Source organism: Pseudodesulfovibrio sp. 5S69 (assembly GCF_037094465.1).
GTDB lineage: Bacteria > Desulfobacterota > Desulfovibrionia > Desulfovibrionales > Desulfovibrionaceae > Pseudodesulfovibrio > Pseudodesulfovibrio methanolicus.
Genome location: NZ_CP146609.1, coordinates 3,326,521 through 3,349,406, shown reverse-complemented (window position 1 = coordinate 3,349,406; position 22,886 = coordinate 3,326,521). Strand labels below are relative to the sequence as shown.

The window sequence follows — 22,886 nt, the reverse complement described above, 5'->3', positions numbered from 1 at the left end:
GGTCATTCCCCGGGATCGGATTTTTCGTCCGGGCACTCGTTGTCCCGGCACTGCTTCAGAAGCGCGCGGAGGGTGTCCCCGGCCGAGGTGAAATCGAACTGGTCGATGAGCCGGGCCAGTTCCCGGGTCCGGGATGGGGCGTTTCTCTCCAACTCCTCCCGGAGGGAGCGGAAGAGCTTCTGGGCGTCGATGTCGTGGCGTTCGAGCAGGCCGAGCAGCGCTTCGAGCTGGTGCCGCATGTCCAGGACGCCCCGGCTCTCGACCCGGTCCAGGTCCGCGGCCGGAATCTCGGGCTCGTCCTCGGGCGGGTACGCCTTCAAGATGCCGTCGGTCACCCGCCGGGCCTCGCGGACGGCCTGGTCCAGGCGGGTGTGCAAATCTCCCTGTCCGCCGAGAAGCGCCTGTTCGAGCCGGGCGAAGGTCTCGCGCAGCCGGTCGGCTCCGATGTTGCCCGCCACGCCCTTGAGGTTGTGGACCACTCCCTGGCACGCCTCGAACCGTTCCGCCGAGGCATCGGCCTTGAGTTTTTCAAGGAGCATGGGGCTGTCCTGGGCGAAGTCCTTGAGCAATTTTCGGTAGAGCTTCTTGTTGCCGCGCAGCCTGGCGACCCCCTGAGCCGTATTCACGCCGGGGAGATGGGGCATGGGGTCCGGTTCCCCGTCGGGAGCGGCGGGCTCCGCCGTCCGTAGCGGCGCCACGCCTTCGCGGTCCGGCAGCCAGTGGGCCAGGGTCCTCATCAATTCATCGGGGTCGATGGGTTTGGTCACGTGGTCGTTCATGCCCGCCTGGAGGCTCTTCTCCCGGTCACCCACCAGGGCGTGCGCGGTCATGGCGATGATCGGCAGGGAGGTCTTCCCCCCCTCCCGGATGGCCTTGACCGCCTTGAATCCGTCCATGATCGGCATCTGGATGTCCATGAGCACGGCGTCGAAGTCCCCGGTAAGGGCCATCTCCATGGCCTCCCGGCCGTTGTTCGCAATGGATACGCGAATGTCCGCGCCTTCGAGGATTTCACGGGCCACCTGCTGGTTGATCTCGTTGTCCTCGGCCAGGAGGATGTGCGCGCCCGGCAGGTTGGGCGGCACCCCGGTCTGATCTGTGCGAGCGGACAGCCTGGGCCTGTGGTCGGCGTTGCCGCTTAAGGTGTCCATGATGGTGTCGAACAGGATGGAGCGGTTGAAGGGCTTGAGCATGTACCCGTCGATGCCGACTTCCCGCGCCCTGTGGCGGATGGACTCCTGGCCGTAGGCCGTGAGCATGATGATCTTGGGCTTGTGCCCGATGGCCTGGCTCTTGTTGATGCGCAAGACCAGCTGGATGCCGTCGGTGTCCGGCATGTTCCAGTCCGTGATGATCAGCCGGAACGGGTCGGTTTCGTCCCGTTCCTCGAGCAGGGCCAGGGCGTCCACGGCGCAGCTCGCTTCCTCTACCCTGAAGGTGAAGGATTCGAGCACCTTGCACAGGACCATGCGGGACATTCGACTGTCATCCACCACCAGGACGTGCAGCCCCTTGATCTCCTTCGGATATTCGAAGGTCTCGCCTGTGTGGTCGGGCTGGAGCTTCAGGGGGATGGTGAAGGAGAATTCGCTGCCCTTGCCCTGTTCGCTGGTCACGTTCATTTCGCCGCCCATCATCTCCACCAGCCTTTTGGAGATGGACAGTCCCAGCCCGGTTCCGCCGAACCGGCGGGTGATGGAGCCGTCGGCCTGGCTGAAGGGCTGGAACAGCCTGGCCAGGTGCTCCCGGCTGATGCCGACGCCGGTGTCCCGGACGCTGAACCGGATGACGGCCGTGGCCCCGTCCTGTTCGAGGAGATCGGCCTGGAGGATGACCTCGCCTTTTTCGGTGAACTTGACGGCGTTGTTGGTCAGGTTGAGCAGCACCTGCCCCAGCCTGAGCGCGTCGCCCCGGAGCCGGTTGGGCACGGTGCTGCGGACCATGAGCAGGAATTCGATGCCCTTTTGTTCCGCGGTCAGGCCGAGCATGTTGATGATGTTGTTGAGCACGTCGTCCAGGAGGAAGTCCGCCTCGTCCACGATCAGCCTGCCCGCCTCGATCTTGGAGAAGTCCAGGATGTCGTTGATGATCCCGAGCAGGGAATTGGCCGACAGGGCGACCTTGGACAGATAGTCCGTCTGCTTGGGCGTCAACTCGGTCTTGAGCGCCAGGTGGGTCAGGCCGATGATGGCGTTCATGGGCGTGCGGATTTCGTGGCTCATGCGGGCCAGGAAGTCGCTCTTGGCCTGGTTGGCTTCCTCGGCGGCCTGCCGGGCTGTTTCAAGTTCCCTGGCGTTGCGCTCCCTGGCGGCGGTGAACCGGGCCCTGGTCAGGCCGATCAGGACCGACAGCAGGACGATGACCCCGAATATGGTCAGGTAGCGGGCGCGCACCGGGGTGACGTAGGCCTGGAGGTCCTTCTTCGAGGTGAAGCAGACCACCTTCCATTCGTGGGATTGGGCCACCTTGACCTTGACGGTCTCCATGGGCGTGACGCGGATGGTGCCGACCGTATAGAGGCCCTCCGAGGTGGAAAACTGGCCCTTGTCCATGGCCTTGATCCGGGCCCAGGTTTCGGGATGGGCCACGCTGAAGCGCAGGTTCTCGCGGCCGGGGTACATGAAGGCCCAGTTCTTTTCCGGATGAGGAGAGGCGAGCCAGTAGCCGTTTTCGTTGAGGAGTATGGTCTGGTCGCCCGCCTTTTGCCCGCCGCCGTCGAGGCGGTCGATGATCCGTTGGCCCAGGTAGTTGAGAACGGCGAAGCCGATGCGGCACCCCGCGTCGTCATATATGGGAGTGGACACCCGGATCATGGGCTTCAGGGGCAGCTCGATCTTTTTGTTCTCGATGTTCAGATCAAACGGGGAAACGTATATCTCACCGTTGGTCAAGGGCAGGGAGTCCTGGAAGTAGTATCGGCTCGCCTTGTTCTGGAGCTTGTCGGCGGGAACCGGCGCTGGATGGCCGTTGTTTTCGTTGATCCGGAGCAGCTCCAGGCCGTCGTTGCCCAGGATGCGGATTTGGTCGTAGGCCCCGCTGAGGGAGCTTAGGGCCATGAGCTCCTTGGTGAGGTCCCGGCGGTTACGTTCGGTCCGGTCCTGTAGGAAATACCGGGTCTCCACATGGTTGGCCACCAGGAGGAGGTCCATGAACAGGGTCTTGAGGTCCAGGTCGATGCTCTGGGTAACCATCCTGTTGTGGATGGATTCATTCAGTCTGATGGATTTTTCGATGGAGTTCGCTGCCTGGGCGTACAGGAAAAAGACGCCCAGGGCGGCGAGCGCGGTCAGGAAGATGACGGTCCCGAGAAAGCTGCGAAGGGGCAGGGAGATATCGGAGTAGTGCTTCAACATGGCGTTCTCGAGGGGCGGTGCCGTCCGGTTTCGCGGGTTTGAGGAGAGGATACCAGCAAAACCAACAACCGAAGTATTATAATTGGATAATTAATTCTATTTCACGGTAATCGTCCTGGAACAATGGCTGACTACTTTCCCTTTTACGCCTGATTGCGGCGTATTGACAGGAATAACTCCAATTATAATTGCCCGCGCACAGCCCTGTGGGGATGATTTTGCAGGTCAGCATGTCGGAAAATATCGGAGGTCCCATGGCGGACAGGGAAAAGCAGACCGTGCTGGTTGTGGACGACATCCCCACGAACCTTGACCTGCTCGTGGAGACGTTGAAGGACGAATACCGTGTCCTGGCGGCGCTCAGCGGCCAAGAGGCGCTGGACATCGTCCATTCGAAGACGCCGCCGGACATTGTCCTCCTGGATGTCATGATGCCCCACATGGACGGATACACCGTCTGCGAGAGGATCAAGGCGGACCTTCGCTCCCGGAACATCCCGGTCATCTTCGTCACGGCCCGCGACCAGGAGCAGGATCAGACCAGGGGATTCGAGGTCGGCGGCGTGGACTACATCACCAAGCCCGTCAGTCCGGCCGTGGTCCTGGCCCGGGTGCGCACCCATCTGGCCCTGCACAACCAGAACATGGCCTTGGAACGCAAGGTGGCCGAGCGCTCCCGCGATCTGTACGAGACCCGGTTGCAGATCATCCGCCGACTCAGCGTGGCCGCCGAGTACAAGGACAACGAGACCGGCCTGCACATCGTCCGCATGAGCGGCTATTGCCGGGCCCTGGCTCTGGCCGCCGGTCTGGACGAGGAGGCCGTGGACCTCATTCACAGCGCCGCTCCCATGCACGACGTGGGCAAGATCGGCATCCCGGACCACATCCTGAGCAAGCCGGCCAAGCTCGCCCCCGACGAGTGGGAGATCATGAAAACCCACACCACCATCGGTGCGAAGATCATCGGCGAGCACGACAACCGACTCATGGTCATGGCTCGGCGCATCGCCATGACCCACCACGAGCGGTGGGACGGCACGGGCTATCCCGTGGGACTGTCCGGGGAGGATATCCCCCTGGAAGGGCGGATAGTGGCCCTGGCCGACGTGTTCGACGCCCTGACCTCCAGGCGGCCCTACAAGGAGGCCTGGACCGAGGAAGAGGCGTGCGCGCACATCCGCGAGCAGCGGGGCAGGCACTTCGACCCCCATCTCACGGAACTCTTTCTGGGGAACATGGAGACCCTGCGCGAGATCAGGGCGAGCGTCGGCGAGGACGCCCTCGCCAGGTAGGCGGCCGCCGGATCAGGCGAACCGTTTTCGGATCATTTTGAAAAGCGACGGCTTGCGGTCGTATTGATGGACCAGGTGGGGCACGCGCCCGGCCCGGTTCAGGACGTCGCCGCGTCCGTCGACCGCCGGTTCGTCCCGGGTCTGGGCCAGGGTCAGGATCGGTCCATCGTTGTCGAACAGGGTCAGGCCGTCGAGCCCGCCCGCGTGGACGAGGTGGTTGTGCACACCCTGGTCGTATCCGGCCATGCACTCGCCGCCGGACGGCGGCAGGAGCAGCCCGGTCATGCGTTCGAGATAGGCGAGCATGGAGCCGTGGTCGGCCACGGTGGTCCCGGAACAGGACACGGGCCGGTCCGCGATGGCGGCCAGGGCGTCTTCGCCCAGGTGCTCGCGGACCCAGCGGGCGTTGAACGGGCAGGACCCCACGGTGGCCGAGGGCGCCTCCAGGGTGCAGCAGATCCCCTCCGGCCAGGGGAAGGCGAAGGGGGCGCGCTGGAAGATCACGTCGCGCACGTCGCTGATCAGGATGCGGTCATAGGTCCGGCCGCAGGTCCGCAGATAGTCCAGGTACAGGAAATAGCGCAGCGCGTTGCAGGGCACGCCCTCCAGGCCGGGGGCCCGGTCCATGGGCAGGAGTTCGGCCCCGTGGGCGCGCATGCGTTCGAGGTCGCGGGTGGTTTCCGAGACGAAAAAAACGAGATCGCCCGCGTACGCCGCCCGGTCCAGGGAGGCGAGAAACGGGCGAACATCGCCGTAGTGATAGCCTGCGGCCAGGCCGAGGATCAGGGTCCGGCCGTCCACGGCCTAGCTGCCGGAGGGCTTGCGCCGCCTTCTGCGCCGACGCCGCTTGGCTTTGGGCTTGGGATCGTCCTCGCCGCCGGTTGGGGCGCTGTCGCGCGGTTCGTCGGGGGCGGGGGCAGTGCGGGGTTCGGGCGCGGGCCGGTCGTTTTGCGGCTTGGCCGTCCGTCTCCCCCGGGCCCTGGGCGGGCGGGGCTGTTCCTTGGCCGCCTGCGGCTCACGCGGCTCACGCGGTTCTTGGGGCTCGCGCGGTTCTTGGGGCTCGCGCGGTTCTTGGGGCTCGCGCGGTTCGCGGGGCTCGTCGCTTTGGGCCGGCTTTTCCGACTGAACAGGCTTTTCGGGCCGGGCGGGCCGTTCGGGGCGCCGTTCCCTGGGCGGCTCGGCGGACCGGCGGTTCCTGCCGCCGCGTTCGCGAGGCGGCCGTTCGCGCTGGGGCTCGGGGGAAGTCTCGGGCACGGCGGGCTTGCCGTGCAGGGTGGGCTGGTACAGCTCGTCCAGGAGCATGGCCAGCAGGGCCAGGGATTCCTCGTCCTCGGCGTATTTTTTGGCCAGGGGCAGGAAGCGGGAGACCCGCTCGCGCTGCAGGTTGGTCAGCTTGCGGTATTTCTTTTCCAGAATGGCGGTCAGCCGCTCCTCGATGATGGCGGTCACGTCCTCGTCGGTGGGATCCTTGATCTCCTCGAAGTGGATCTTGAACCGGGCGGCGATGCGTTCAAGCTCCATCTTCTGGATGACGTCCACCATGGTGATGGCCGTGCCCGTGGCCCCGGCCCGGCCGGTGCGGCCCGCGCGGTGCACGTAGGACTCCGGGTCCTCGGGCGGCTCCATCATGAACACGTGGGACAGCTCCGGGATGTCGATGCCTCGCGCGGCCACGTCCGTGGCCACCAGGAACCGCAACTGGCCCGCCTTGATGCGGGTCATGAGCTGTTCGCGTTTGCCCTGAGTCAGGTCCGAGGTCAGTCCTTCGGCGTCGAACCCGAACTGGGAGAGCAGGGCGGCGGTGAATTCCACGTTCCGCTTGGTGTTGGAGAAGATGATCGCCGAGGAGGGGTTCTCCAGCTCGATGAGCTTGATGAGCTTGCGCTCCTTGCCCATGGCCGGGACCTCCACGAACTGATGGGAGATGGCCGAGACGTTCTCCTCGTCCGAGGAGAGGCTCAGGAACTGCGGCTTGACCATGAACTCCTCGGCCAGGCGCAGCACGCTGGGCGGGAAGGTGGCCGAAAACATGAAGGCGCCGTCGATGTTGCGCGGCAGATACCGCTTGACCTCAACCATGTCCGGGTAAAAGCCCACGGAGAGCATGCGGTCCGCCTCGTCGAAGATGACGACCTTGAGGTCGTCCAGCGTCAGGTTGCGGCGCATGAGGTGGTCCAGGATGCGGCCGGGGGTGCCGACCACCAGGTTCGCGCCCTCGCGGAAGGCGTCGAGCTGTTCCTTGTAGCCCACGCCGCCGTACACGGCCACCACCTTGAAGTCGTCGCCGGCCAGCATGCGCGCGTCTTGGGCGACCTGCTTGGCGAGCTCGCGGGTGGGCACCATGACCAGGGCCTGGCAGGTGTGCCGGGAGGAGTCGAGCTTGTGCACCAGCGGGAGCACGAAGGCGCCGGTCTTGCCGGACCCGGTGCGGGCCTGGACCATGACGTCCTGGTTCTCGAGGAGGAAGGGTATGGCGCGTTCCTGGACGGGCATGAGCTTGTCCCATCCGGCGCGTTCGCAGGCCTGCCGCAGGTTCTCGGGCAGGGCGTCGAAGGTGATCGGCGCGGGGCCGGTTTCCGTTGTTTCGGTCCCGTTGTCGGGATGCATTGTGTCGTTTTCCATTTCTACCTACTGTGTGATGTGGATTCCGGCCATTGATTACGATGTATGAGTGGGCCGGAATGGGAAATTCGTTCGTTGCGGAGAACACTATACCGTATTTGCCCGGTTGTACAATACGCCCCATAGGGGGGCCCGGGGTCAGTGCACGAACTGTTCGTTGAAGATGCGCTCCTCCAGGGAGTGGTCGGGGTCGAACAGGACCAGGGCGGGCCGGGAGTGGTCTTCGACCACGCGTACCTTGACCACGCCGCGGACCTCGAAGGAATCGGCGGCCGCGCCCACGGGCCGGTGCTCGGGGTCGAGGATCTCGAACTCCACCTCGGCGGAGTGGGGCAGGAGCGCGCCGTTCCAGCGCCGGGGCCGGAACGGGCTGACCGGGGTCAGGGCCAGGACGTTGGACCCGATGGGGATGATCGGCCCGTGGGCCGACAGGTTGTAGGCCGTGCTCCCGGCCGGGGTGGCCACCATGACGCCGTCGCAGACGAGCCGTTCCAGCCGTTCGCGCCCGTTGATGCGCACCCGGATGTTGGCCGACTGCTGGGAGTATCGGTGCAGGGCGACCTCGTTGAAGGCCAGGGCCGAACTGGTCCGCCCGCCGATGGTTTCCGCGGTCATGACCAGGGGGTTGAGGACCACGCGGTGGGCCCGGTTGAGCCGCTCCATGAGCCCGTCGGCCTTGAAGCGGTTGAGCAGGAAGCCGATGGTCCCCCGGTTCATGCCGTAGATGGGGATGCCCGCGTCCAGGTAGTCGTGCACGGTCTGGAGCATGAACCCGTCGCCGCCCAGCGCCACCAGGGCGTCCGCCTCCTTCACCGGAACCAGGTCGTAGCGTTCGGCCAGTTGCTTGAGACCGTCGCGCGCCTTGGGCGAGTCCGAGGCCACGCAGGCGATTTTCTTGATTGTTTCGTAGGGGGCGGTCATGCGGGGGATCCACTCCGGGCGGTCCGGAAAGACCGGAGGCCCCGCCAAGGGCCTCCGGTTCTCGCCGTCAGATTCTGGAATCCAGGGGAATGTACACTCTGGGCTTGCGGCCGGTGTATATCTGGCGCGGGCGGTGGATCTTGGTGGAGCCGTCGGCGTAGGCCTCGTACCAATGGGCGATCCAGCCGGGCATGCGGCCGATGGCGAACATCACCGTGAACATGTTCACCGGGATGTTCAGGGCGCGCAGGATGATGCCGGAGTAAAAGTCCACGTTGGGGTAGAGCCTGCGCTCGATGAAGTAGTCGTCGCTCATGGCCGCGTCGGCCATCTCCAGGGCGATGTCCAGCAGCGGGTCGTCGTTGCCCGTGGATTCGAGCATGTCGTGTGCGGCCTTGCGCAGAATTTTGGCCCTCGGGTCGAAGGACTTGTAGATGCGGTGGCCGAAGCCCATGAGCTTGCACTCCTTCCGCTTGACCTTTTCGAGGTACTCGGAGATGGACGTGCCGCCCTCGTGGATGTGTTCGAGCATCTCGATGACGCCCGCGTTGGCTCCGCCATGCAGGCGGCCCCACAGGGCGCAGATACCGGCCGAGACCGAGGCGAACAGGTTGGCCTCGGTGGATTGGACCATGCGCACGGTGGAGCAGGAGCAGTTCTGCTCGTGGTCCGCATGGAGCAGGAAGAACAGGGTCAGGGCGCGCACCTGGGCGTCCGTGGGCTCGAACTGGCGGTGCGGGATGGAGTGCATCATGTGCAGGAAGTTCCGGCAGTAGGACAGCTTCGGGTCCGGGTACATGAACGGCAGTCCCTGGGCCTTGCGGTAGGACCAGGCCGCGATGGTGCGCACCTTGGAGATGATCTTGGCCGCGGCCCGCAGGAAGTCCGCCTTGGAGTCGATCTCCAGGAGGTCCGGGTGGTAGCAGCCGAGCGCGTTGATCACGGCGGACAGGATGGCCATGGGGTGCCCGGTGGACGGGAATCCTTCGAAGTGGTGCCGGAGCCCCTCGTGCAGCAGTTCCTGTTCGCTCAGGAGATCGCGGAATTTCTGGCGCTGGCCGCGCGTGGGCAGGTCGCCGAAGATGAGCAGGTAGGCGGTCTCGATGAAGGTGCCGTGTTCGGCCAGGTCCTCGATGGGGTAGCCGCGGTAGCGCAGGATGCCGTTTTCGCCGTCCACGAAGGTCACGTCGCTCTTGCAGGAGCCGGTGTTGGCGTAGCCGGGGTCGTAGGTGATGTACCCGGTGTCGTTTCGCAGGCAGGTGATGTCGATGGCATGTTCGTTCTCGCTGCCGATGATCACGGGCAGCTCGAAAGTCTTATCGTCGATGATGAGTTTGGCGGTCTTGCCGCCGGCGCATTTGTCTTCTTTGAGCATCTCGTTACCTCTGGAAATCATACGTCAAGCCTCCCAACCGTTGTCGGGTTTCGAAGGAAATTCGGTCGTCTGGCCTGGTTCCGGTCGGCCTTGGGGGTCAGGCCGTACCATGCGATGGAAGCTTCCGATCAAGAGTGGACTAACAATCCGAATCGGATACATATAATGAAATGGTTGCCGTGTCAAACACCGTGTTGGAGTATTTTGGCATAAGTGTAAATATAACAATATGTTGATCGCAAAAAATAGGGGTGCTTTCCAAGCCGCGCCAGGACCGTTTTTCCGGATTTGCGGTAAAGGAGCCCCTCGGGGTTGACTTTTCGAATTATACCCCTATAGGGTATATCTCGCACACCGGAAGGATGTCCGGTCCACAAACACCACCAAGACGAGGTTGCAAACCTACATGTCAGAGAAGAAACATCGGACAGGGGCCATCAGCCGACGCGGGTTTCTCAAGGCCCTCGGCGTGGGCTCCGCCGGCGCGTTGGTCCCGGCCGCGCCCGCACTGGCCGCACAGGAGCGGGTGCCCGCTCCGTCGGACGGCGAACTGGCCACCCTGCTCGATCTGTCCAAATGTATCGGCTGCGGCGCCTGCGTGGAGGCCTGCCGCGAATCCAACGCCGCCAAGTTCCCGGAACCGGTCAAGCCGTTCCCGGCCATGCTCCCGTCCCGCCGGGCCAAGCCCGAGGACTGGTCGGACCTGCGCGACGTGGACGACCGGTTGACCCCCTACAACTGGCTCTTCCTGCAAAACGCCGAGGTCGAGTACCGGGGCGAATCCTACGACATCAACATCCCCAGGCGGTGCATGCACTGCCAGAATCCGCCCTGCGCCAACATGTGCCCTTTCGGCGCGGCCAACAAGCAGGTCAACGGCCTGACCCGGATCAGCCCGAACCTGTGCTTCGGCGGGGCCAAGTGCCGAACCGTCTGTCCGTGGCACATCCCCCAGCGCCAGTCCGGCGTGGGGCCCTACCGCCACGTCCTGCCGCGCCTGGCGGGCAACGGCGTCATGTACAAGTGCGACCGCTGCTACCAGCTCCTGGACAAGGGCGAGTTGCCCGCCTGCATCGCAGCCTGCCCGGAGGACGTCCAGACCATCGGACCGCGCCATGAAATCGTGGCCCGCGCCCAGGCACTGGCCAAGGAGATGGACGGCTTCATCTACGGCCTGGAGGAGAACGGCGGGACCAACACCCTGTACGTCTCCCCGGTCCCGTTCGAGCTCATCAACCAGGCCATCGACAAGGACTCCGGCCCCGGTGCGAACAGGCGGGCGGGCAAAAAGTCCGGACAAGGCAAGAGGAAGCGCAGCCCGCTCGGACCCGGCAAGCCGCACATGGGCCCGGTCAAGGACGTCATGGCCGACGAGGCCAACCTGGCCACGGCCGCGTTCATCGCCCCGGTGGCGGGCATCGCCGCGGGCGTGCTCGGCCTGGGCTCCAAGCTGCTGAACAAGGGGGAGGGCGATCATGAAGACTAGACCCTATCCGGCCTGGATTTCCCGGCTGTTCATCCTCCTGGTGGCGGCCCTGACCTGCACCGGGTTCATGCAGATGCCCCTGGCCAAGCGCTATGCCCTGACCACCCTGCCGGGAATGGCCTGGACCGGCGACTTTTTCCTGGTCCACAGGATTCACTACGTCCTCGGGACCGTCCTCCTCTTCCTGGTCGCCTTGGTCGCGGTCAACTGGCTCAAGTCCTGGAGGAACTGGCTGGCCCTGACAGGCCTGGGCCTGGCCCGCGCCGTGGTCGTCGGTGGACTGGTCGTCTCCGGCCTGCTGCGCGTCTACCGCAACCTGCCCGGCGTGACCCTGGACCCGACCTGGATCCTGACCATCGAATGGACGCATCTGATCCTGGTCATGGTCCTGGGCGTGCTCGCCCTGGTCGCCCTGGCCCGCAGGGCCTCGGCTTACGCCGTGCGCAAATAGTTCCCGTCACACTCCATTCCATAGCCGGGAAGGGGGCCCTCGGGTCCCCTTTCTTGTGCCCTGCAAACGTGGTACCTCCCCCTGAATACAACCAAACGGAGAGCCCCATGGAAACCATATCCTGGAACGATTTCGAGAAGGTGGAGCTGCGCGTGGGCACCATCGTCAAGGCCGAACCCTTTCCCGAGGCCCGGGTCCCGGCCTACAAACTCGTGGTCGACTTCGGTGACGACGTCGGCAGCCGTAAATCCAGCGCCCAGATCACCGATCTCTACAACCCCGACGAACTCGTCGGGAAACAGGTCGTCGGCGTGGTCAACTTTCCGCCCAAACAGATCGGCCCCGTGCGCTCCGAATGCCTGGTCACCGGTTTCTACAGCCCCGAAGGCGTCGTCCTCGCCACCCCCGACAAACCCTGCCCCAACGGCCTCAAGTTGGGATAAGAATGCCTACGGATGAGGACGGCAGCGATCGGTCGGGGGAAGGGGAAGGGAAAACCCTTTGAAATAGTGACAGCCTTAGTGGTATCCACTTTCACTTAGGTTTTCAATGGGTTGCAGGCGGGCACCCAGCAAGTTGTCTTGTCGTTGTGTGTGAACCGCATGTGTGAAATTGTCAGGCGACGTTATCATCATTCTTGCGGCTTTCCCGTTCGGAGATGTCCATGGCGTCGCGTCCCACGTCGCGGAGCTTTTCCAGATAGATTTCCGTGCTCCGCCGGTCCGCATGGTCAAGGATTCGCTGGATGCCAGGGGCAGGGCCCCGCTGTAGTCCATCGCGGATGCACCCGATGCCCGGAAGCGATGGAAGGTGTAGTCTCCACCCCCGCATTCCGGCAGACCTTTAGGAGCATGGAGTACCGGCCGCGTTTCTAGTGGCCCTGCAGGTAATCCAGCCGCAGGTTCAGGAGATCAAGCAAGGCCATCGCCCGTTGCTTCCGTTTCCGGTTTCTTTTCGACGTCCTCCCTTCTTTTGACTTCGGCCGTTTTTGCGACCTGGTTCGTCTAGAACCACGCCTTGGTGTAGCGCTTGCTCCTTACCATGTGATCGTACCGGTACCCTTTCCCGGCCATGAAGTAGACGGTCTCAGATGTCTTCCTCGCTCGGAAAGAACCATGGCCCACCACGTTTGACGCCGCCGACGGCCTCGGCATGGTCCCAGACCCAGCTTTTTCCCAAAAGCGCGGCAACATCCTTCGCGCATAATCCGCGCGGCTCCCGATCTGAGTCAAAAGTCATGAGCCTTCCGGATTGTCTTCGGTCCCCATCGGACGACCGCAACACCGCCCGCAAACTCGGCTTCCCGCGCGGCCTTCCTTGTCCCGATCGTTGATCAGATCGACTTTGGCCGAGTCTTCGCGTCGGAGCCCCCCCTTCGTATTGAAGCCGGATCTGGGCGGCGCAACGGGGGCCGGGCAAGTATGGCGATTCGGTTTCCAGTTTGGCGATTGCCCCCAAAACGAATTCAGGGGCAATCGCCTTGTTGTTGGCAATGGTCACGCGCTTCACGCCGAACACATCATTGGTCGGGCTGATGCGGGTGTTGCCGCATGCTTCGCACAGGTGACGGGCTGCCGAACAGATTTCGGCCATGCGTCCGTCACCCTTGCCTTCGTCTTTCATCTGCCGCGCAACCGCCGCAAAATGCTTAAGCAGGTTTTGAAGGAGTATTTATGATAAAAAAAAGGCTTAGAAGGTTTTCCTTCTAAGCCTTTTCCCGTGGAATATGGAGATGGTGTCTTGGATTAGATGCCGGTTTTTAGGAGGATAGTCAGGTGTGGTATCCCGTAATATCCAATTAACCTGAGTTGTTAGCTTGAAACGGGGTGCCCTGCTGCCTCAGTGTTTAGTATCGTTCAAAATCACTGGCCCCGGGTAAAGCGGATGGTTCAGCCGTGACAACCTCAGGGTCGTTCGTGCCTTCTTCCTCTTTGGCTTGCCCAAAATTCTCGAGTTCCCTAAATGCTCTCGATAAGTTTTCAGCAATGGCATTTGACTCTTGGGCGACTTCGCTAACCGTTTGAATGGCTTGGTTAATCTGCTCAATCCCGGTCTTTTGTTCCAGAATTGATGCGTTGATCTCGCTAACGAGCTCGACTGTCTCCTGGATGTTGGGGACAAGTTCTCTCAAGTTATTACCAGCTTCTTCAGATACGTTTTTGGTTGACTTGGTGAGTTCTTCTATCTCATTTGCAGCAACTTGGCTTTTCTCAGCAAGGGATCTAACTTCTCCCGCTACGACAGCAAAGCCCTTTCCACTTTCTCCTGCTCTGGCGGCTTCGATTGCCGCGTTCAAAGCCAATAAATTGGTTTGACGGGCTATTTCCTGTATCAGTCCAACTTTATTGACAATGTCCTGAACGGCACTGATGGAGTTTTCAAGGTTTGCTCGAGTTTCATCAGCTTGGTCAGCTACTCCATTTGTTTTCGTTTCAGTCTTTTGAGAATTTTGAAAGCTTGTTTCAATTGAGGCGAAGATTTCTTCGACTGATGCGCTCACTTCCTCTGTGGAAGCAGCCAAGCTGGTCGATCCTTCATTCAACTCGCGGAGCAATCTGTTCACATCGGTGCTCATTTTGGTCTTCAGTTCGCGAAACTGTACCTTATCCGTGATGTCGGTAACGACTTCGATGTGCCCCATCTTCTTGCCGCGTAGGCTGTATAAGTAATTAGTGTTGACTCGAAAATTCATTCCGAATTGGTCGAAGAACGTTTCGCCCTGGTCTTTTCTCAGGCAATTCACGCCGCAATCTTCAGTATTGCAAATCTTGGCACCCCAAGTCGAACAGTGCTTCCCTAACATGCTAGCTCTTCTAACGTTGAGCATGCCTTCAACGGGCTTGTTGATGAACGTCCAGTTCATATTGAGGTCGGTAATGGAAAGCGGCTGCTCCATCAAATCAAGAATTTGGCTGAACCAGCTGTGAGTTTCGAGAAAATAGTAGGCCATGTAGCCAGTAACCAGCAGGAATGAAGTCAATATTATGGCTATTGAAGTGAATATTTCAATTGATCCACTTGTGAGGAGGTACTGCGCTTCTGCAACTGAAGCACAAAAGAGGATAGACAATATGACTGAAATGATAACGAATTTTCTTTTAGTCATGGAGCCTCCTGATTAATTGGGTTCATATCTTATCACATAGGCAATTGAAGGAGGCTATTATAAATGAGTGTCGCTTTTTTCCCCAACTGCAATTGATAATCGACGTTTCAAGCTAGTCGCGAAATTGAAATATGGTACAATGAAATTTCCCGGAATCTATACGGCTTCGCGGGGTTAGACCTCTCGCAGGGCGGTAGACGGAACAAAAAGACCTCCGGCTCGGCAATGAGTCGGAGGTCTTTATTCTTGATTCTTCTGGAGCGATTCGGGTGCGCCAGCACGCGACAGCGGCTCTTTTGCCGCACTCGCACAAGGCTTTCAAGAGTGGTGCAGCCGTGCATTTTCTCCCGAAGGGCTTTCACCGCAGCGTAGCTGTCTACGTGAGGGTGAAAGCCTCCTGGAAAAAAAGTGCGGATGCGCCGCTATCGGAAGCCGCCTACGGCAAGATCATATCATCCACGGATTGGCGCCAGGCTTTGGGGTGGACCTGAAGGTCGGGCTTGCGGTGGCCCACGGCGATCAACATGGGAATCCAGTAGTTGTCCGGGATGTTGAACTCCTTACGCACGGCCTCGCGGTCGAACCCGTCCATGGGGTGGGTGTCCAGGCCGTGTGCGGCGGCCGCGAACATGAAGGACATGGCGAACAGCCCGGCGTTTTTGGCGGCAAAGGCCAGGGAAGCGTCCGAGGTGTCGCCGTATAGGGCCTTGGCGGCGTTGACCAGATAATCGCGTTGTTCCGGTTGCATGTTGTGCTTGAAATGGCCTTCGAAGGTCGGATTGCCTTCCTTCCAGCCGTCGCGGTCGCCCAAGACGATGAGCACCACCGGGGCCTCGGTGATCTTGGGCTGGTCCCAGGCCACGGCGCGCAGGGCGGCCTTGCGCTGCGGGGCGCGGACCACCTTCACCTTCCACGGCTGCAGGTTGAAACTCGACGGGGCCATGGCGGCCTCGGCCAACAAGGTGCGCAGCATGTCATCGGACACGTCCTGCTCGGGGTCGAAAAAGTTGATGGCCCTACGCCTTTCCAATATTTCTTGGAATTCCATGTCGATATCCTCCGTATTCGGTGTCGGGGTACACTCACCTCCCATCAATATATACATTGGCGCAGAAAAGAAAAGGCCGTCTGGACGACGGCCTTCAATTCATTGAAAGTTTATGAATCCGTTTTGTGCCTGACACGCTGTTCAACAGCCTGCGAGGGCCCGCCGGCGATGCGCTCAACGTCGCGATCGTGGGGCTTTCAACAGCCTACTAGGGCATCATCGGAGCCATGGGCAACCCTTCGTCGATGTCCAGGCCGCAGATCAGGTTGGCATTCATCAATGCCTGTCCCGAAGCGCCCCGGCAGAGGTTGTCGATGGCCGACAGGATGACCAGCCGGTTGGTCCGCGGGTCGACCACCAGGCCGATGTCGCAGAAGACCGTGCCGCGCACGAACCGGGTCTCGGGCAACTGGCCCTTGGGCAGCACGCGCACCAGAGGCTTGTCCGCGTAGAAGTCGGTGTAGGTTTGGTGCACCGCGTCCAGGTCGGTCGCATCCTTGAGCCGGGTGTAGATGGTCGACAGGATGCCCCGGTCGATGGGCAGTAGGTGGGTGTTGAACGAGACCGTGATTCCGGTCCCGGCCAGCTTGGAAATTTCCTGTTCGATCTCGGGGGTGTGCCGGTGGGTGGGCAGGCCGTAGGCCCGGAAGGAGTCGGCCACCTCGCAGAACAGGTTGCCCACCTTGGCCCCGCGTCCGGCGCCCGAGGCCCCGGACTTGGCGTCGATGACGATGCCGTCCGTCTCCACCAGTCCGGCGGACAGGGCCGGAGCCAGGCCGAGAATGCTCGACGTCGGGTAGCAGCCGGGGTTGGCGATGAGCCGCGCGCCCATGATCTTGTCCAGATACAGCTCGGGCAGTCCGTAGACCGCCTCCTTGAGCAGGTCGGCGCGGGTGTGCTCCACCTGGTACCAGGCCTCGTAGGTGGCCTTGTCGTTGATGCGGAAGTCGGCGGATAGGTCCACCACCTTGACGCCCGCCTCGACCAGATCGGCCGCGATCTCCATGGCGGTCTTGTGCGGCACGGCCAGGAAGACCACGTCGCAGTCCGCCAGGTCGGCGGCGTCGGGCCGGGTGATGACCAATTCGCCCAGGGGCAGCCGGTTGAGGAAGGGATAGATATCGGCGAGCTTCTTGCCCGCCTCGGACCGGGAGGTGGCCCTGACCAACTCCATGGAGGAGTGGTGGACCATGAGCCGGGCCAGTTCCATGCCGGTATAGCCGGTGACGCCCACCAGCCCGGCCTTGATGATCTGAGACATTGTCGTTCCCGTTATTTTGTCTTGTTAACGTAGGCCATCCGCAGATTGTACACGATGTCGCACAACAGCTTTTTTTCGTCCTCTTCCAGGCCGTTGTCGAACTTCTGCTTGAGCATGCCGAGCACGTCGATGGTGTGCTTGGCCAGGTCCTTGTTGAAGGCGACGTTGCCCGTGCCCGGATCGGCGGCCTCGCCCAGAGCGACCATGGCCGAGGACGACAGGGAGTAGATGAAGGTGGTGAAGTTGATGCCCATGGGGATGCCCTTCATGGGGTTTTCTCTGCAGTTGTTCTGGCCCATTTTCCTCTCCGTGCTGATTAAGTGCGGTTGCAACTGACCGATAAGTACGGTCTGGCCGGGCCATAGTCAATACGGGGGGTGCCGTTTTGCCCACGACGGGGTGACGCAAGTACGTGCATTATGTGAAATAACTAATATACATACTTGCCTGATGCCTGTAAGGTGTGCACAATTGCGTATGATGATGAGGGGTTTTTTCACAACAACACAATGCAAGGTTTTCAAGATGGTTAACTCTGTTTTGCGTGCTGCGTCGGTCTGTGGTGTCGTCCTGTTTCTTACTCTCGCCGTGGCCGGTTGTTCCGGCAATGACAAAAAGGCGGAGCAGGCGGCTCCCCAGGCGGTCCCCATGAAGGTGGTCAAGGCCGAGACCCGCGACGTGCCCAACTGGGGCGAGTGGGTCGGCCAGATCAGTGCCCACGAGACCGTCGAGGTCCGGGCCAGGGTGGCCGGTTTTCTGATCAAACGGAATTTCGAGGAGGGCCGGATGGTGAAGAAGGGCGATCTGCTCTTCGTCATCGATCCCAAGCCGTTCGAGGAGGACCTGAAGCAGGCCCAGTCCGGGCTGGAGTACAATCAGGCCCTGTACAACAAGGCGGCCAAGGACCTGAAGCGGTTCAAGAAGCTCTTTGAAGAGGGCGTGGTCAGCCGCGACGAGTATGAGAGTTACGAGACCCAGGCGGCCACCTACAAGGCCCAACTGGCCGACAACCGGGCCAAGGTGGAGAACGCCAAGATCCAGCTCGGCTACACCAAGATATATTCGCCCATCGACGGCGTCATCGGCCGGGTGCAGGTGGATGTGGGCAACCTGGTGGGCCAGGGCGAGAATACCCTGCTGGCGACCATTTCCACCATGGATCCGGTCTACGTCAGTTTCAACGTCAGCGAGAACGATTACATTCGGGCCATGCGCGACAAGAAGGCCCGCGAGTCGGGCGAGCGGCCCATCCGCCTGGTCCTGGCCGACGGCAGCGAGTACAGCCAGCCCGGCAGTTTCGACATGATCAATCCGACCGTGGACCCGCAGACCGGCACGCTCGGTATCCGCGTGCTCTTCCCCAACCCCGACAACCTGCTCAAGCCGGGCCAGTACGCCAAGGTCCGGGTGCGCGTCTCCAACCATCAGAACGCGGTGGTTATCCCGGTCACGGCGATCATGGACGTTCAGGGCATGAAGTCCGTGTATCTGGTCGACCCTGACGGGACCATCAGGAACCAGCCGGTCACGCTCGGCACCGAGTCCATGAATCTGGCCGTGGTCACCGAGGGCGTCAAGGCCGGGGACATGATCCTGGCCGAAGGCATAAACCGGGTCAAGCCGGGCATGAAGATCAAGCCGGTGGTGGTCCCCATGGACACCGGTGCCGGGCAGCAGCCCGCCTCGGCGGACGACGCCGGGACCATGCCCGCGCCGGTCTCCGGCGACAACGCGCAGGGTGCATCCGGCGACAACACGCAGGGCGCTTCGGGCGACGGCGCGAAAACCGGAGCGGAGTAACCCATGTTCGTTCGCTTTTTCATCGACCGGCCCATTTTCGCCTCGGTGGTGGCCATCATCATCCTGCTGGTGGGCGTGCTTTCCCTGTTCGCCCTGCCCATCGCCCAGTACCCGCAGATCTCGCCGCCTTCGGTCAGCGTCAAGGCCACGTATACCGGCGCCGACGCCGCCACCGTGGAGCAGTCCGTGGCCGCGCCCATCGAGGAGCAGGTCAACGGCGCGCAGGACATGATGTACATGAAGTCCATCTCGGCCAACGACGGCTCCCTGAACCTGACCGTGACCTTCCAACTGGGCCGCGACCTGGAGCTGGCCACCGTGGACGTGCAGAACCGCGTCAACCTGGCCACGCCCCAGTTGCCCCAGGAGGTTCGGAACACCGGCATCTCCGTGCGCAAGCAGTCGCCGGAGTTCGTGCTCATCGTCTCCCTGACCTCGGACAAACCCGAGTACGACACGCTCTTCCTGAACAACTACGGCAAGATCAACCTTTACGACGCGCTCCGCCGCATCGAGGGCGTCGGCGACGTGAACATGTTCGGCGACCTGGACTACGGCATGCGCCTGTGGCTCGACCCGGACCGCCTGGCCTCCTACGACCTGACGGTCAGCGACGTGATCAACGCCGTGGAGGAGCAGAACACCCAGGCCCCGGCAGGCCAGCTCGGCATGCCGCCCTCGCCCAAGGATCAGCAGTTTCAGATGACCCTGCGCGTCAAAGGGCGGCTGGCCGACCCCGACGAGTTCGGCAACATCATCCTCAAGGCCGAGCCTGACGGGTCCGTGGTGCGCATCAAGGATGTGGCCCGCGTGGAACTGGGCGCCAAGAACTACTTCACCTTCGCCCGCCTGAACGGCCAGCCCAACGCTTCCATGCTCATCTACCAGTTGCCCGGCTCCAACGCCCTGGACGTGGCCAAGCAGGTGCGGGCGACCATGGCGGACCTGTCCCGGTACTTCCCGGAGGGCGTTCACTATTCCATTCCGTACGACACCACCCGGTTCGTGAACTCGTCCATCGACGAGGTCATGTCCACCCTGTACGAAGCGTTGATCCTCGTCTTCCTGGTGGTCTTCATCTTCCTGCAGAACTGGCGCACGACCATCATCCCCATGGTCTGTGTGCCGGTCTCCCTGATCGGTACCTTCGCCCTGTTCCCCTTGCTCGGGTTCTCCATCAACACCCTGACCCTGTTCGGCCTGGTTCTGGCCATCGGCATCGTGGTCGACGACGCCATCGTGGTGGTGGAGGCGACCCAGCGCAACATCGACGAGGAGGGCATGTCGCCCAAGGACGCCACCAAGAAGGCCATGAGCGAGGTCACCGGCCCGGTCATCGCCAGTACACTGGTGCTCATCGCGGTGTTCATCCCGGTGGCCTTCATGGGCGGCATCACCGGCCAGCTCTACAAGCAGTTCGCCCTGACCCTGTCCGTGTCCGTGGCCATCTCGTCGGTCAACGCCCTGACCCTGTCGCCCGCTCTGTCGGCTCTGATACTGCGGCCGTACTCGCCCATCCGCGGGCCGCTCGGCTGGTTCTTCGGCAAGTTCAACACCATCTTCGACTGGGTCACCCAGCGGTACAACAAGGCCGTGGCGGCCATGGTCAGGCGCGCCTTCATGGGCGTGCTGGTGGTGGCTGTGCTCATCGGGGCCTGCGGCGGGCTGTTCTCCATCCTGCCGTCCAGCTTCGTGCCGGACGAGGACCAGGGGTATTTCATCGTCAACGTCTCCCTGCCCGAGGGCGCGTCCCTGGAGCGGTCCGATGGGGTCATGAAGAAGGTCGAGGCCTATCTCAAGGACGCGCCGGGCGTGCACAACTACGTCGTGCTCGGCGGGTTCAACCTGCTGACCGGGGCCTACTCCTCGTACACCTCGGCGGTCTTCGTGGTCCTGGACGACTGGGCCAAGCGGACCACGCCGGACCTGTCGCTCAAGACCATCATGGGCAAGGCGCAGAAGGCGTTCTGGGGTATCCAGGAGGCGGTGGTCATGGCCTTCTCGCCGCCGCCCATCCCGGGCCTGTCCTCCACCGGCGGATTGCAGTTCGAGTTGCAGGACCGCTCCGGCAACACCGTGTCCGAGTTGGCCGCCGTGACCAAGCAGTACATCGCCGCGGCGTCCAAGCGCCCGGAGATAGCCAACCTGTTCACGACCTTCAGCGACAACGTGCCGCAGTACTTCGTGGAGATCGACCGCGACAAGGTCAAGAAGCTCGGGGTGCCCATCTCCGACGTGTTCAAGACGCTCCAGACCTATCTCGGCGGCTACTACATCAACGACTTCAACAAGTATGGGCGCACCTACCGGGTCATGGCTCAGGCCGAGTCCCAGTTCCGCACCCGGCTTGAGGACCTGAACCGCTTCTACATGCGCTCCAACACCGGCCAGATGGTCCCGCTGTCCACCCTGAGCCACGCCAAGCGGATCACCGGCCCGGAGTACATCCAGCGCTACAACGTGTTCCGCTCGGTGGAGATCAACGCGGCCACCCCGGCCGGGTACAGTTCGGGCCAGACCATCGCCGCCATGGAGGACGTGGCCAAGCAGAACCTGCCCGACGGGTACGGCTACGACTGGACGGCCATCGCCTACCAGGAGAAGAGCGCGGGCGGACAGGTCGGGGTCATCTTCGGCCTGGCCATCGTCATGGTCTTCCTGGTCCTGGCCGCGCAGTACGAGAGCTGGACCACGCCCTTCGCGGTCATCCTGTGCGTGCCGCTCGGCATCTTCGGGGCCATGTCGGCCCAGTGGCTGCGCGGGCTGGACAACAACGTCTACGCCCAGGTCGGCCTGGTCATGCTCATCGGCCTGGCGGCCAAGAACGCGATCATGATCGTGGAGTACGCCAAGGACAAGCACGACGCGGGCATGTCCATACTTGAGGCGGCCAAGGCGGCGGCGTCCCTGCGCTTCCGGCCCATCCTGATGACCTCGTTCGCCTTCATCCTGGGCGTCATCCCCCTGGTCCGGGCCTCGGGCGCGGGCTCGGCCAGCCGCCACGCCCTGGGCACCTCGGTCTTCGGCGGCATGATCGCGGCCACCGTCCTCGGCGTGCTCGTGGTCCCCTCCCTGTACACCGCCATCCAGGGCGCGGGCTCGTGGATCGGCCGGTTCCTGCGGAAAGAGGGCATAGCCAACAAGAAAGAAAAATAGTACAATATATACAATATAATATAAGAAAAAGGCTGCTTTCGGGCGGCTTTTTTCGTGTCTTTGCTCTTTATCGTTGAAACAGTCCGTATCCTGTTGACTGAAAAAAAGAATCTGCTACCGTCGGAGCATGAGAGGATTTGAGACGGGAATGATATTCGGCAGGGCCGGAAGGTGGTTGTCGGGCCTGTGCCTTGCCGCCGTGCTCCTGGTCACCCTGGTTCCGGCATCGTTCGCGGCCGACCCTCTGCGTGTGGTCTATCCGGACTACTGGCCCTTCTTCACCCGGACCGTGGAAGGGCGCATGACCGGTTTCTTCTACGAGATCGTCAGTGAGGCCCTCGGGCGCATGGGCATCCGGTCCACATGGCGGGCCTATCCCTGGAGCCGGTGCCAGGCCCTGGTCCGGTCGGGCGATGCCGACGCCATGATCACCGTGGCCACGGCCGAGCGGCTGGCCTACGCGGCCACGCACGAGGACCCGTTTTATCTGAAACGGCTCAAGGTCTTCACCACCGTGGACAACCCCAGGCTGGCCGAGATCAGGAATATCCGCTCCATCGACGACATCGACCGGCTGGGCCTGGTGGTGGTCACCTACCACGGCAACGGCTGGAACGATAAGTTCATCCGCTCGCGGGGCATCAAGACCTACGAGTCGCCGTTGCTCAAGAACGTCTGGCTCATGCTGGCAAACCGCCGGGGCGACATCGCCATCGAGTGGCCCATGGCCGCCTGGCCCCTGATCGAGGAGGGCGGGGTGGCGAACCGCATCGTGGAAACGGACGTCTCGCTTGAGGCCATGCCGTTCCATCTGCTCATCAACCGGGACTGTCCCTATGCCGAGCGGCTGCCGGAGTTCAACGAGGTGATCAAACAGATGAAGGCCGAGGGGCAGATCGAGGCCATCGTAGGAAAGTACGTCACCAAGCAATAGCGGACGGAGTGCCTTTTTTTTATTCTACTCAACAGAATCTACTATAAAATATATACATTTGATTATAATTTTTATATA

General features: G+C 62.1%; 17 protein-coding genes. 7 read left to right on the top strand and 10 right to left on the bottom strand.

What is annotated here, in order from left to right; genetic code table 11:
• Positions 1 to 2: 2 nt before the first annotated feature.
• Positions 3 to 3,353: a response regulator gene (locus V8V93_RS15945; protein ID WP_338667594.1), complete on the bottom strand. Its 3,351-nt coding sequence runs from the start codon at positions 3,351 to 3,353 to the stop codon at positions 3 to 5.
• A gap of 254 nt (positions 3,354 to 3,607) precedes the next feature.
• On the opposite strand from V8V93_RS15945, the gene V8V93_RS15940 reads away from it, so the two are divergent.
• Complete coding sequence (locus V8V93_RS15940) at positions 3,608 to 4,648, top strand: HD-GYP domain-containing protein (protein ID WP_338667593.1); 1,041 nt, start codon at positions 3,608 to 3,610, stop codon at positions 4,646 to 4,648.
• A 12-nt stretch (positions 4,649 to 4,660) separates the two neighbouring features.
• Here the strand turns inward: V8V93_RS15940 and V8V93_RS15935 are convergent, their stop codons facing one another.
• The 4 genes from V8V93_RS15935 to V8V93_RS15920 all read right to left on the bottom strand — a co-directional run bounded on the left by V8V93_RS15935 (position 4,661) and on the right by V8V93_RS15920 (position 9,587).
• A complete protein-coding gene (locus tag V8V93_RS15935) occupies positions 4,661 to 5,449 on the bottom strand; it encodes a hypothetical protein (protein WP_338667592.1) in 789 nt (262 codons plus the stop codon).
• 3 nt (positions 5,450 to 5,452) lie between these two features.
• A complete protein-coding gene (locus V8V93_RS15930) occupies positions 5,453 to 7,270 on the bottom strand; it encodes a DEAD/DEAH box helicase (RefSeq protein ID WP_338667591.1) in 1,818 nt (605 codons plus the stop codon).
• A 138-nt stretch (positions 7,271 to 7,408) separates the two neighbouring features.
• Positions 7,409 to 8,191, bottom strand: coding sequence for an NAD kinase (locus tag V8V93_RS15925; protein WP_338667590.1), 783 nt, complete (start codon positions 8,189 to 8,191; stop codon positions 7,409 to 7,411).
• A gap of 67 nt (positions 8,192 to 8,258) precedes the next feature.
• Positions 8,259 to 9,587: a citrate synthase gene (locus tag V8V93_RS15920; protein ID WP_338667588.1), complete on the bottom strand. Its 1,329-nt coding sequence runs from the start codon at positions 9,585 to 9,587 to the stop codon at positions 8,259 to 8,261.
• Positions 9,588 to 9,972: 385 nt separating this feature from the next.
• On the opposite strand from V8V93_RS15920, the gene V8V93_RS15915 reads away from it, so the two are divergent.
• The 3 genes from V8V93_RS15915 (at position 9,973) to V8V93_RS15905 (ending at position 11,946) form a co-directional block, all read left to right on the top strand.
• Positions 9,973 to 11,052, top strand: coding sequence for a 4Fe-4S dicluster domain-containing protein (locus V8V93_RS15915; RefSeq protein ID WP_338667587.1), 1,080 nt, complete (start codon positions 9,973 to 9,975; stop codon positions 11,050 to 11,052).
• Positions 11,042 to 11,503: a 4Fe-4S ferredoxin gene (locus V8V93_RS15910; RefSeq protein WP_338667586.1), complete on the top strand. Its 462-nt coding sequence runs from the start codon at positions 11,042 to 11,044 to the stop codon at positions 11,501 to 11,503. The genes V8V93_RS15915 and V8V93_RS15910 overlap by 11 nt, the downstream gene beginning before the upstream one ends.
• A 107-nt stretch (positions 11,504 to 11,610) precedes the next feature.
• Entirely contained in the window at positions 11,611 to 11,946 is a 336-nt protein-coding gene (locus V8V93_RS15905) for a tRNA-binding protein (protein WP_338667585.1), read from the top strand.
• Positions 11,947 to 12,589: 643 nt separating this feature from the next.
• Here V8V93_RS15905 and V8V93_RS15900 read toward each other — a convergent pair.
• From V8V93_RS15900 to V8V93_RS15880, 5 genes are all read right to left on the bottom strand, one after another.
• Entirely contained in the window at positions 12,590 to 13,126 is a 537-nt protein-coding gene (locus tag V8V93_RS15900) for a hypothetical protein (protein ID WP_338667584.1), read from the bottom strand.
• Between the two features lie 223 nt (positions 13,127 to 13,349).
• Positions 13,350 to 14,078 (bottom strand): methyl-accepting chemotaxis protein, encoded by a 729-nt coding sequence (locus tag V8V93_RS19505; RefSeq protein WP_422394421.1) that lies wholly within the window; start codon positions 14,076 to 14,078, stop codon positions 13,350 to 13,352.
• Positions 14,079 to 15,045: 967 nt separating this feature from the next.
• Positions 15,046 to 15,657: a nitroreductase family protein gene (locus V8V93_RS15890; RefSeq protein WP_338667582.1), complete on the bottom strand. Its 612-nt coding sequence runs from the start codon at positions 15,655 to 15,657 to the stop codon at positions 15,046 to 15,048.
• Between the two features lie 208 nt (positions 15,658 to 15,865).
• Positions 15,866 to 16,918, bottom strand: a complete 1,053-nt coding sequence (gene argC, locus V8V93_RS15885; RefSeq protein ID WP_338667581.1) for an N-acetyl-gamma-glutamyl-phosphate reductase — start codon at positions 16,916 to 16,918, stop codon at positions 15,866 to 15,868.
• An 11-nt stretch (positions 16,919 to 16,929) separates the two neighbouring features.
• Entirely contained in the window at positions 16,930 to 17,217 is a 288-nt protein-coding gene (locus tag V8V93_RS15880) for a DUF1844 domain-containing protein (RefSeq protein WP_338667580.1), read from the bottom strand.
• A 349-nt stretch (positions 17,218 to 17,566) separates the two neighbouring features.
• Here V8V93_RS15880 and V8V93_RS15875 point away from each other — a divergent pair, with 349 nt between their 5' ends.
• The 3 genes from V8V93_RS15875 (at position 17,567) to V8V93_RS15865 (ending at position 22,808) form a co-directional block, all read left to right on the top strand.
• The gene (locus V8V93_RS15875) at positions 17,567 to 18,718 is read left to right on the top strand and encodes an efflux RND transporter periplasmic adaptor subunit (RefSeq protein WP_338667579.1); all 1,152 of its coding nucleotides are present in this window, start codon (positions 17,567 to 17,569) and stop codon (positions 18,716 to 18,718) included.
• A 3-nt stretch (positions 18,719 to 18,721) separates the two neighbouring features.
• A complete protein-coding gene (locus tag V8V93_RS15870) occupies positions 18,722 to 21,874 on the top strand; it encodes an efflux RND transporter permease subunit (protein WP_338667578.1) in 3,153 nt (1,050 codons plus the stop codon).
• Positions 21,875 to 22,022: 148 nt separating this feature from the next.
• Positions 22,023 to 22,808 carry a substrate-binding periplasmic protein gene (locus tag V8V93_RS15865; protein ID WP_338667577.1) on the top strand — a complete coding sequence of 262 codons (786 nt, stop codon included), beginning with the start codon at positions 22,023 to 22,025 and terminating at the stop codon, positions 22,806 to 22,808.
• The last annotated feature ends 78 nt before the right edge of the window (positions 22,809 to 22,886 follow it).

Coding starts and splice junctions, on each gene's coding strand:
- V8V93_RS15945 (WP_338667594.1), bottom strand. CDS start 3,353: ATGTTGAAGCACTACTCCGATATCTCCCTGCCCCTTCGCAGCTTTCTC.
- V8V93_RS15940 (WP_338667593.1), top strand. CDS start 3,608: ATGGCGGACAGGGAAAAGCAGACCGTGCTGGTTGTGGACGACATCCCC.
- V8V93_RS15930 (WP_338667591.1), bottom strand. CDS start 7,270: ATGGAAAACGACACAATGCATCCCGACAACGGGACCGAAACAACGGAA.
- V8V93_RS15925 (WP_338667590.1), bottom strand. CDS start 8,191: ATGACCGCCCCCTACGAAACAATCAAGAAAATCGCCTGCGTGGCCTCG.
- V8V93_RS15920 (WP_338667588.1), bottom strand. CDS start 9,587: ATGATTTCCAGAGGTAACGAGATGCTCAAAGAAGACAAATGCGCCGGC.
- V8V93_RS15915 (WP_338667587.1), top strand. CDS start 9,973: ATGTCAGAGAAGAAACATCGGACAGGGGCCATCAGCCGACGCGGGTTT.
- V8V93_RS15910 (WP_338667586.1), top strand. CDS start 11,042: ATGAAGACTAGACCCTATCCGGCCTGGATTTCCCGGCTGTTCATCCTC.
- V8V93_RS15905 (WP_338667585.1), top strand. CDS start 11,611: ATGGAAACCATATCCTGGAACGATTTCGAGAAGGTGGAGCTGCGCGTG.
- V8V93_RS15900 (WP_338667584.1), bottom strand. CDS start 13,126: ATGAAAGACGAAGGCAAGGGTGACGGACGCATGGCCGAAATCTGTTCG.
- V8V93_RS19505 (WP_422394421.1), bottom strand. CDS start 14,078: ATGAGCACCGATGTGAACAGATTGCTCCGCGAGTTGAATGAAGGATCG.
- V8V93_RS15890 (WP_338667582.1), bottom strand. CDS start 15,657: ATGGAATTCCAAGAAATATTGGAAAGGCGTAGGGCCATCAACTTTTTC.
- argC (WP_338667581.1), bottom strand. CDS start 16,918: ATGTCTCAGATCATCAAGGCCGGGCTGGTGGGCGTCACCGGCTATACC.
- V8V93_RS15880 (WP_338667580.1), bottom strand. CDS start 17,217: ATGGGCCAGAACAACTGCAGAGAAAACCCCATGAAGGGCATCCCCATG.
- V8V93_RS15875 (WP_338667579.1), top strand. CDS start 17,567: ATGAAGGTGGTCAAGGCCGAGACCCGCGACGTGCCCAACTGGGGCGAG.
- V8V93_RS15870 (WP_338667578.1), top strand. CDS start 18,722: ATGTTCGTTCGCTTTTTCATCGACCGGCCCATTTTCGCCTCGGTGGTG.
- V8V93_RS15865 (WP_338667577.1), top strand. CDS start 22,023: ATGATATTCGGCAGGGCCGGAAGGTGGTTGTCGGGCCTGTGCCTTGCC.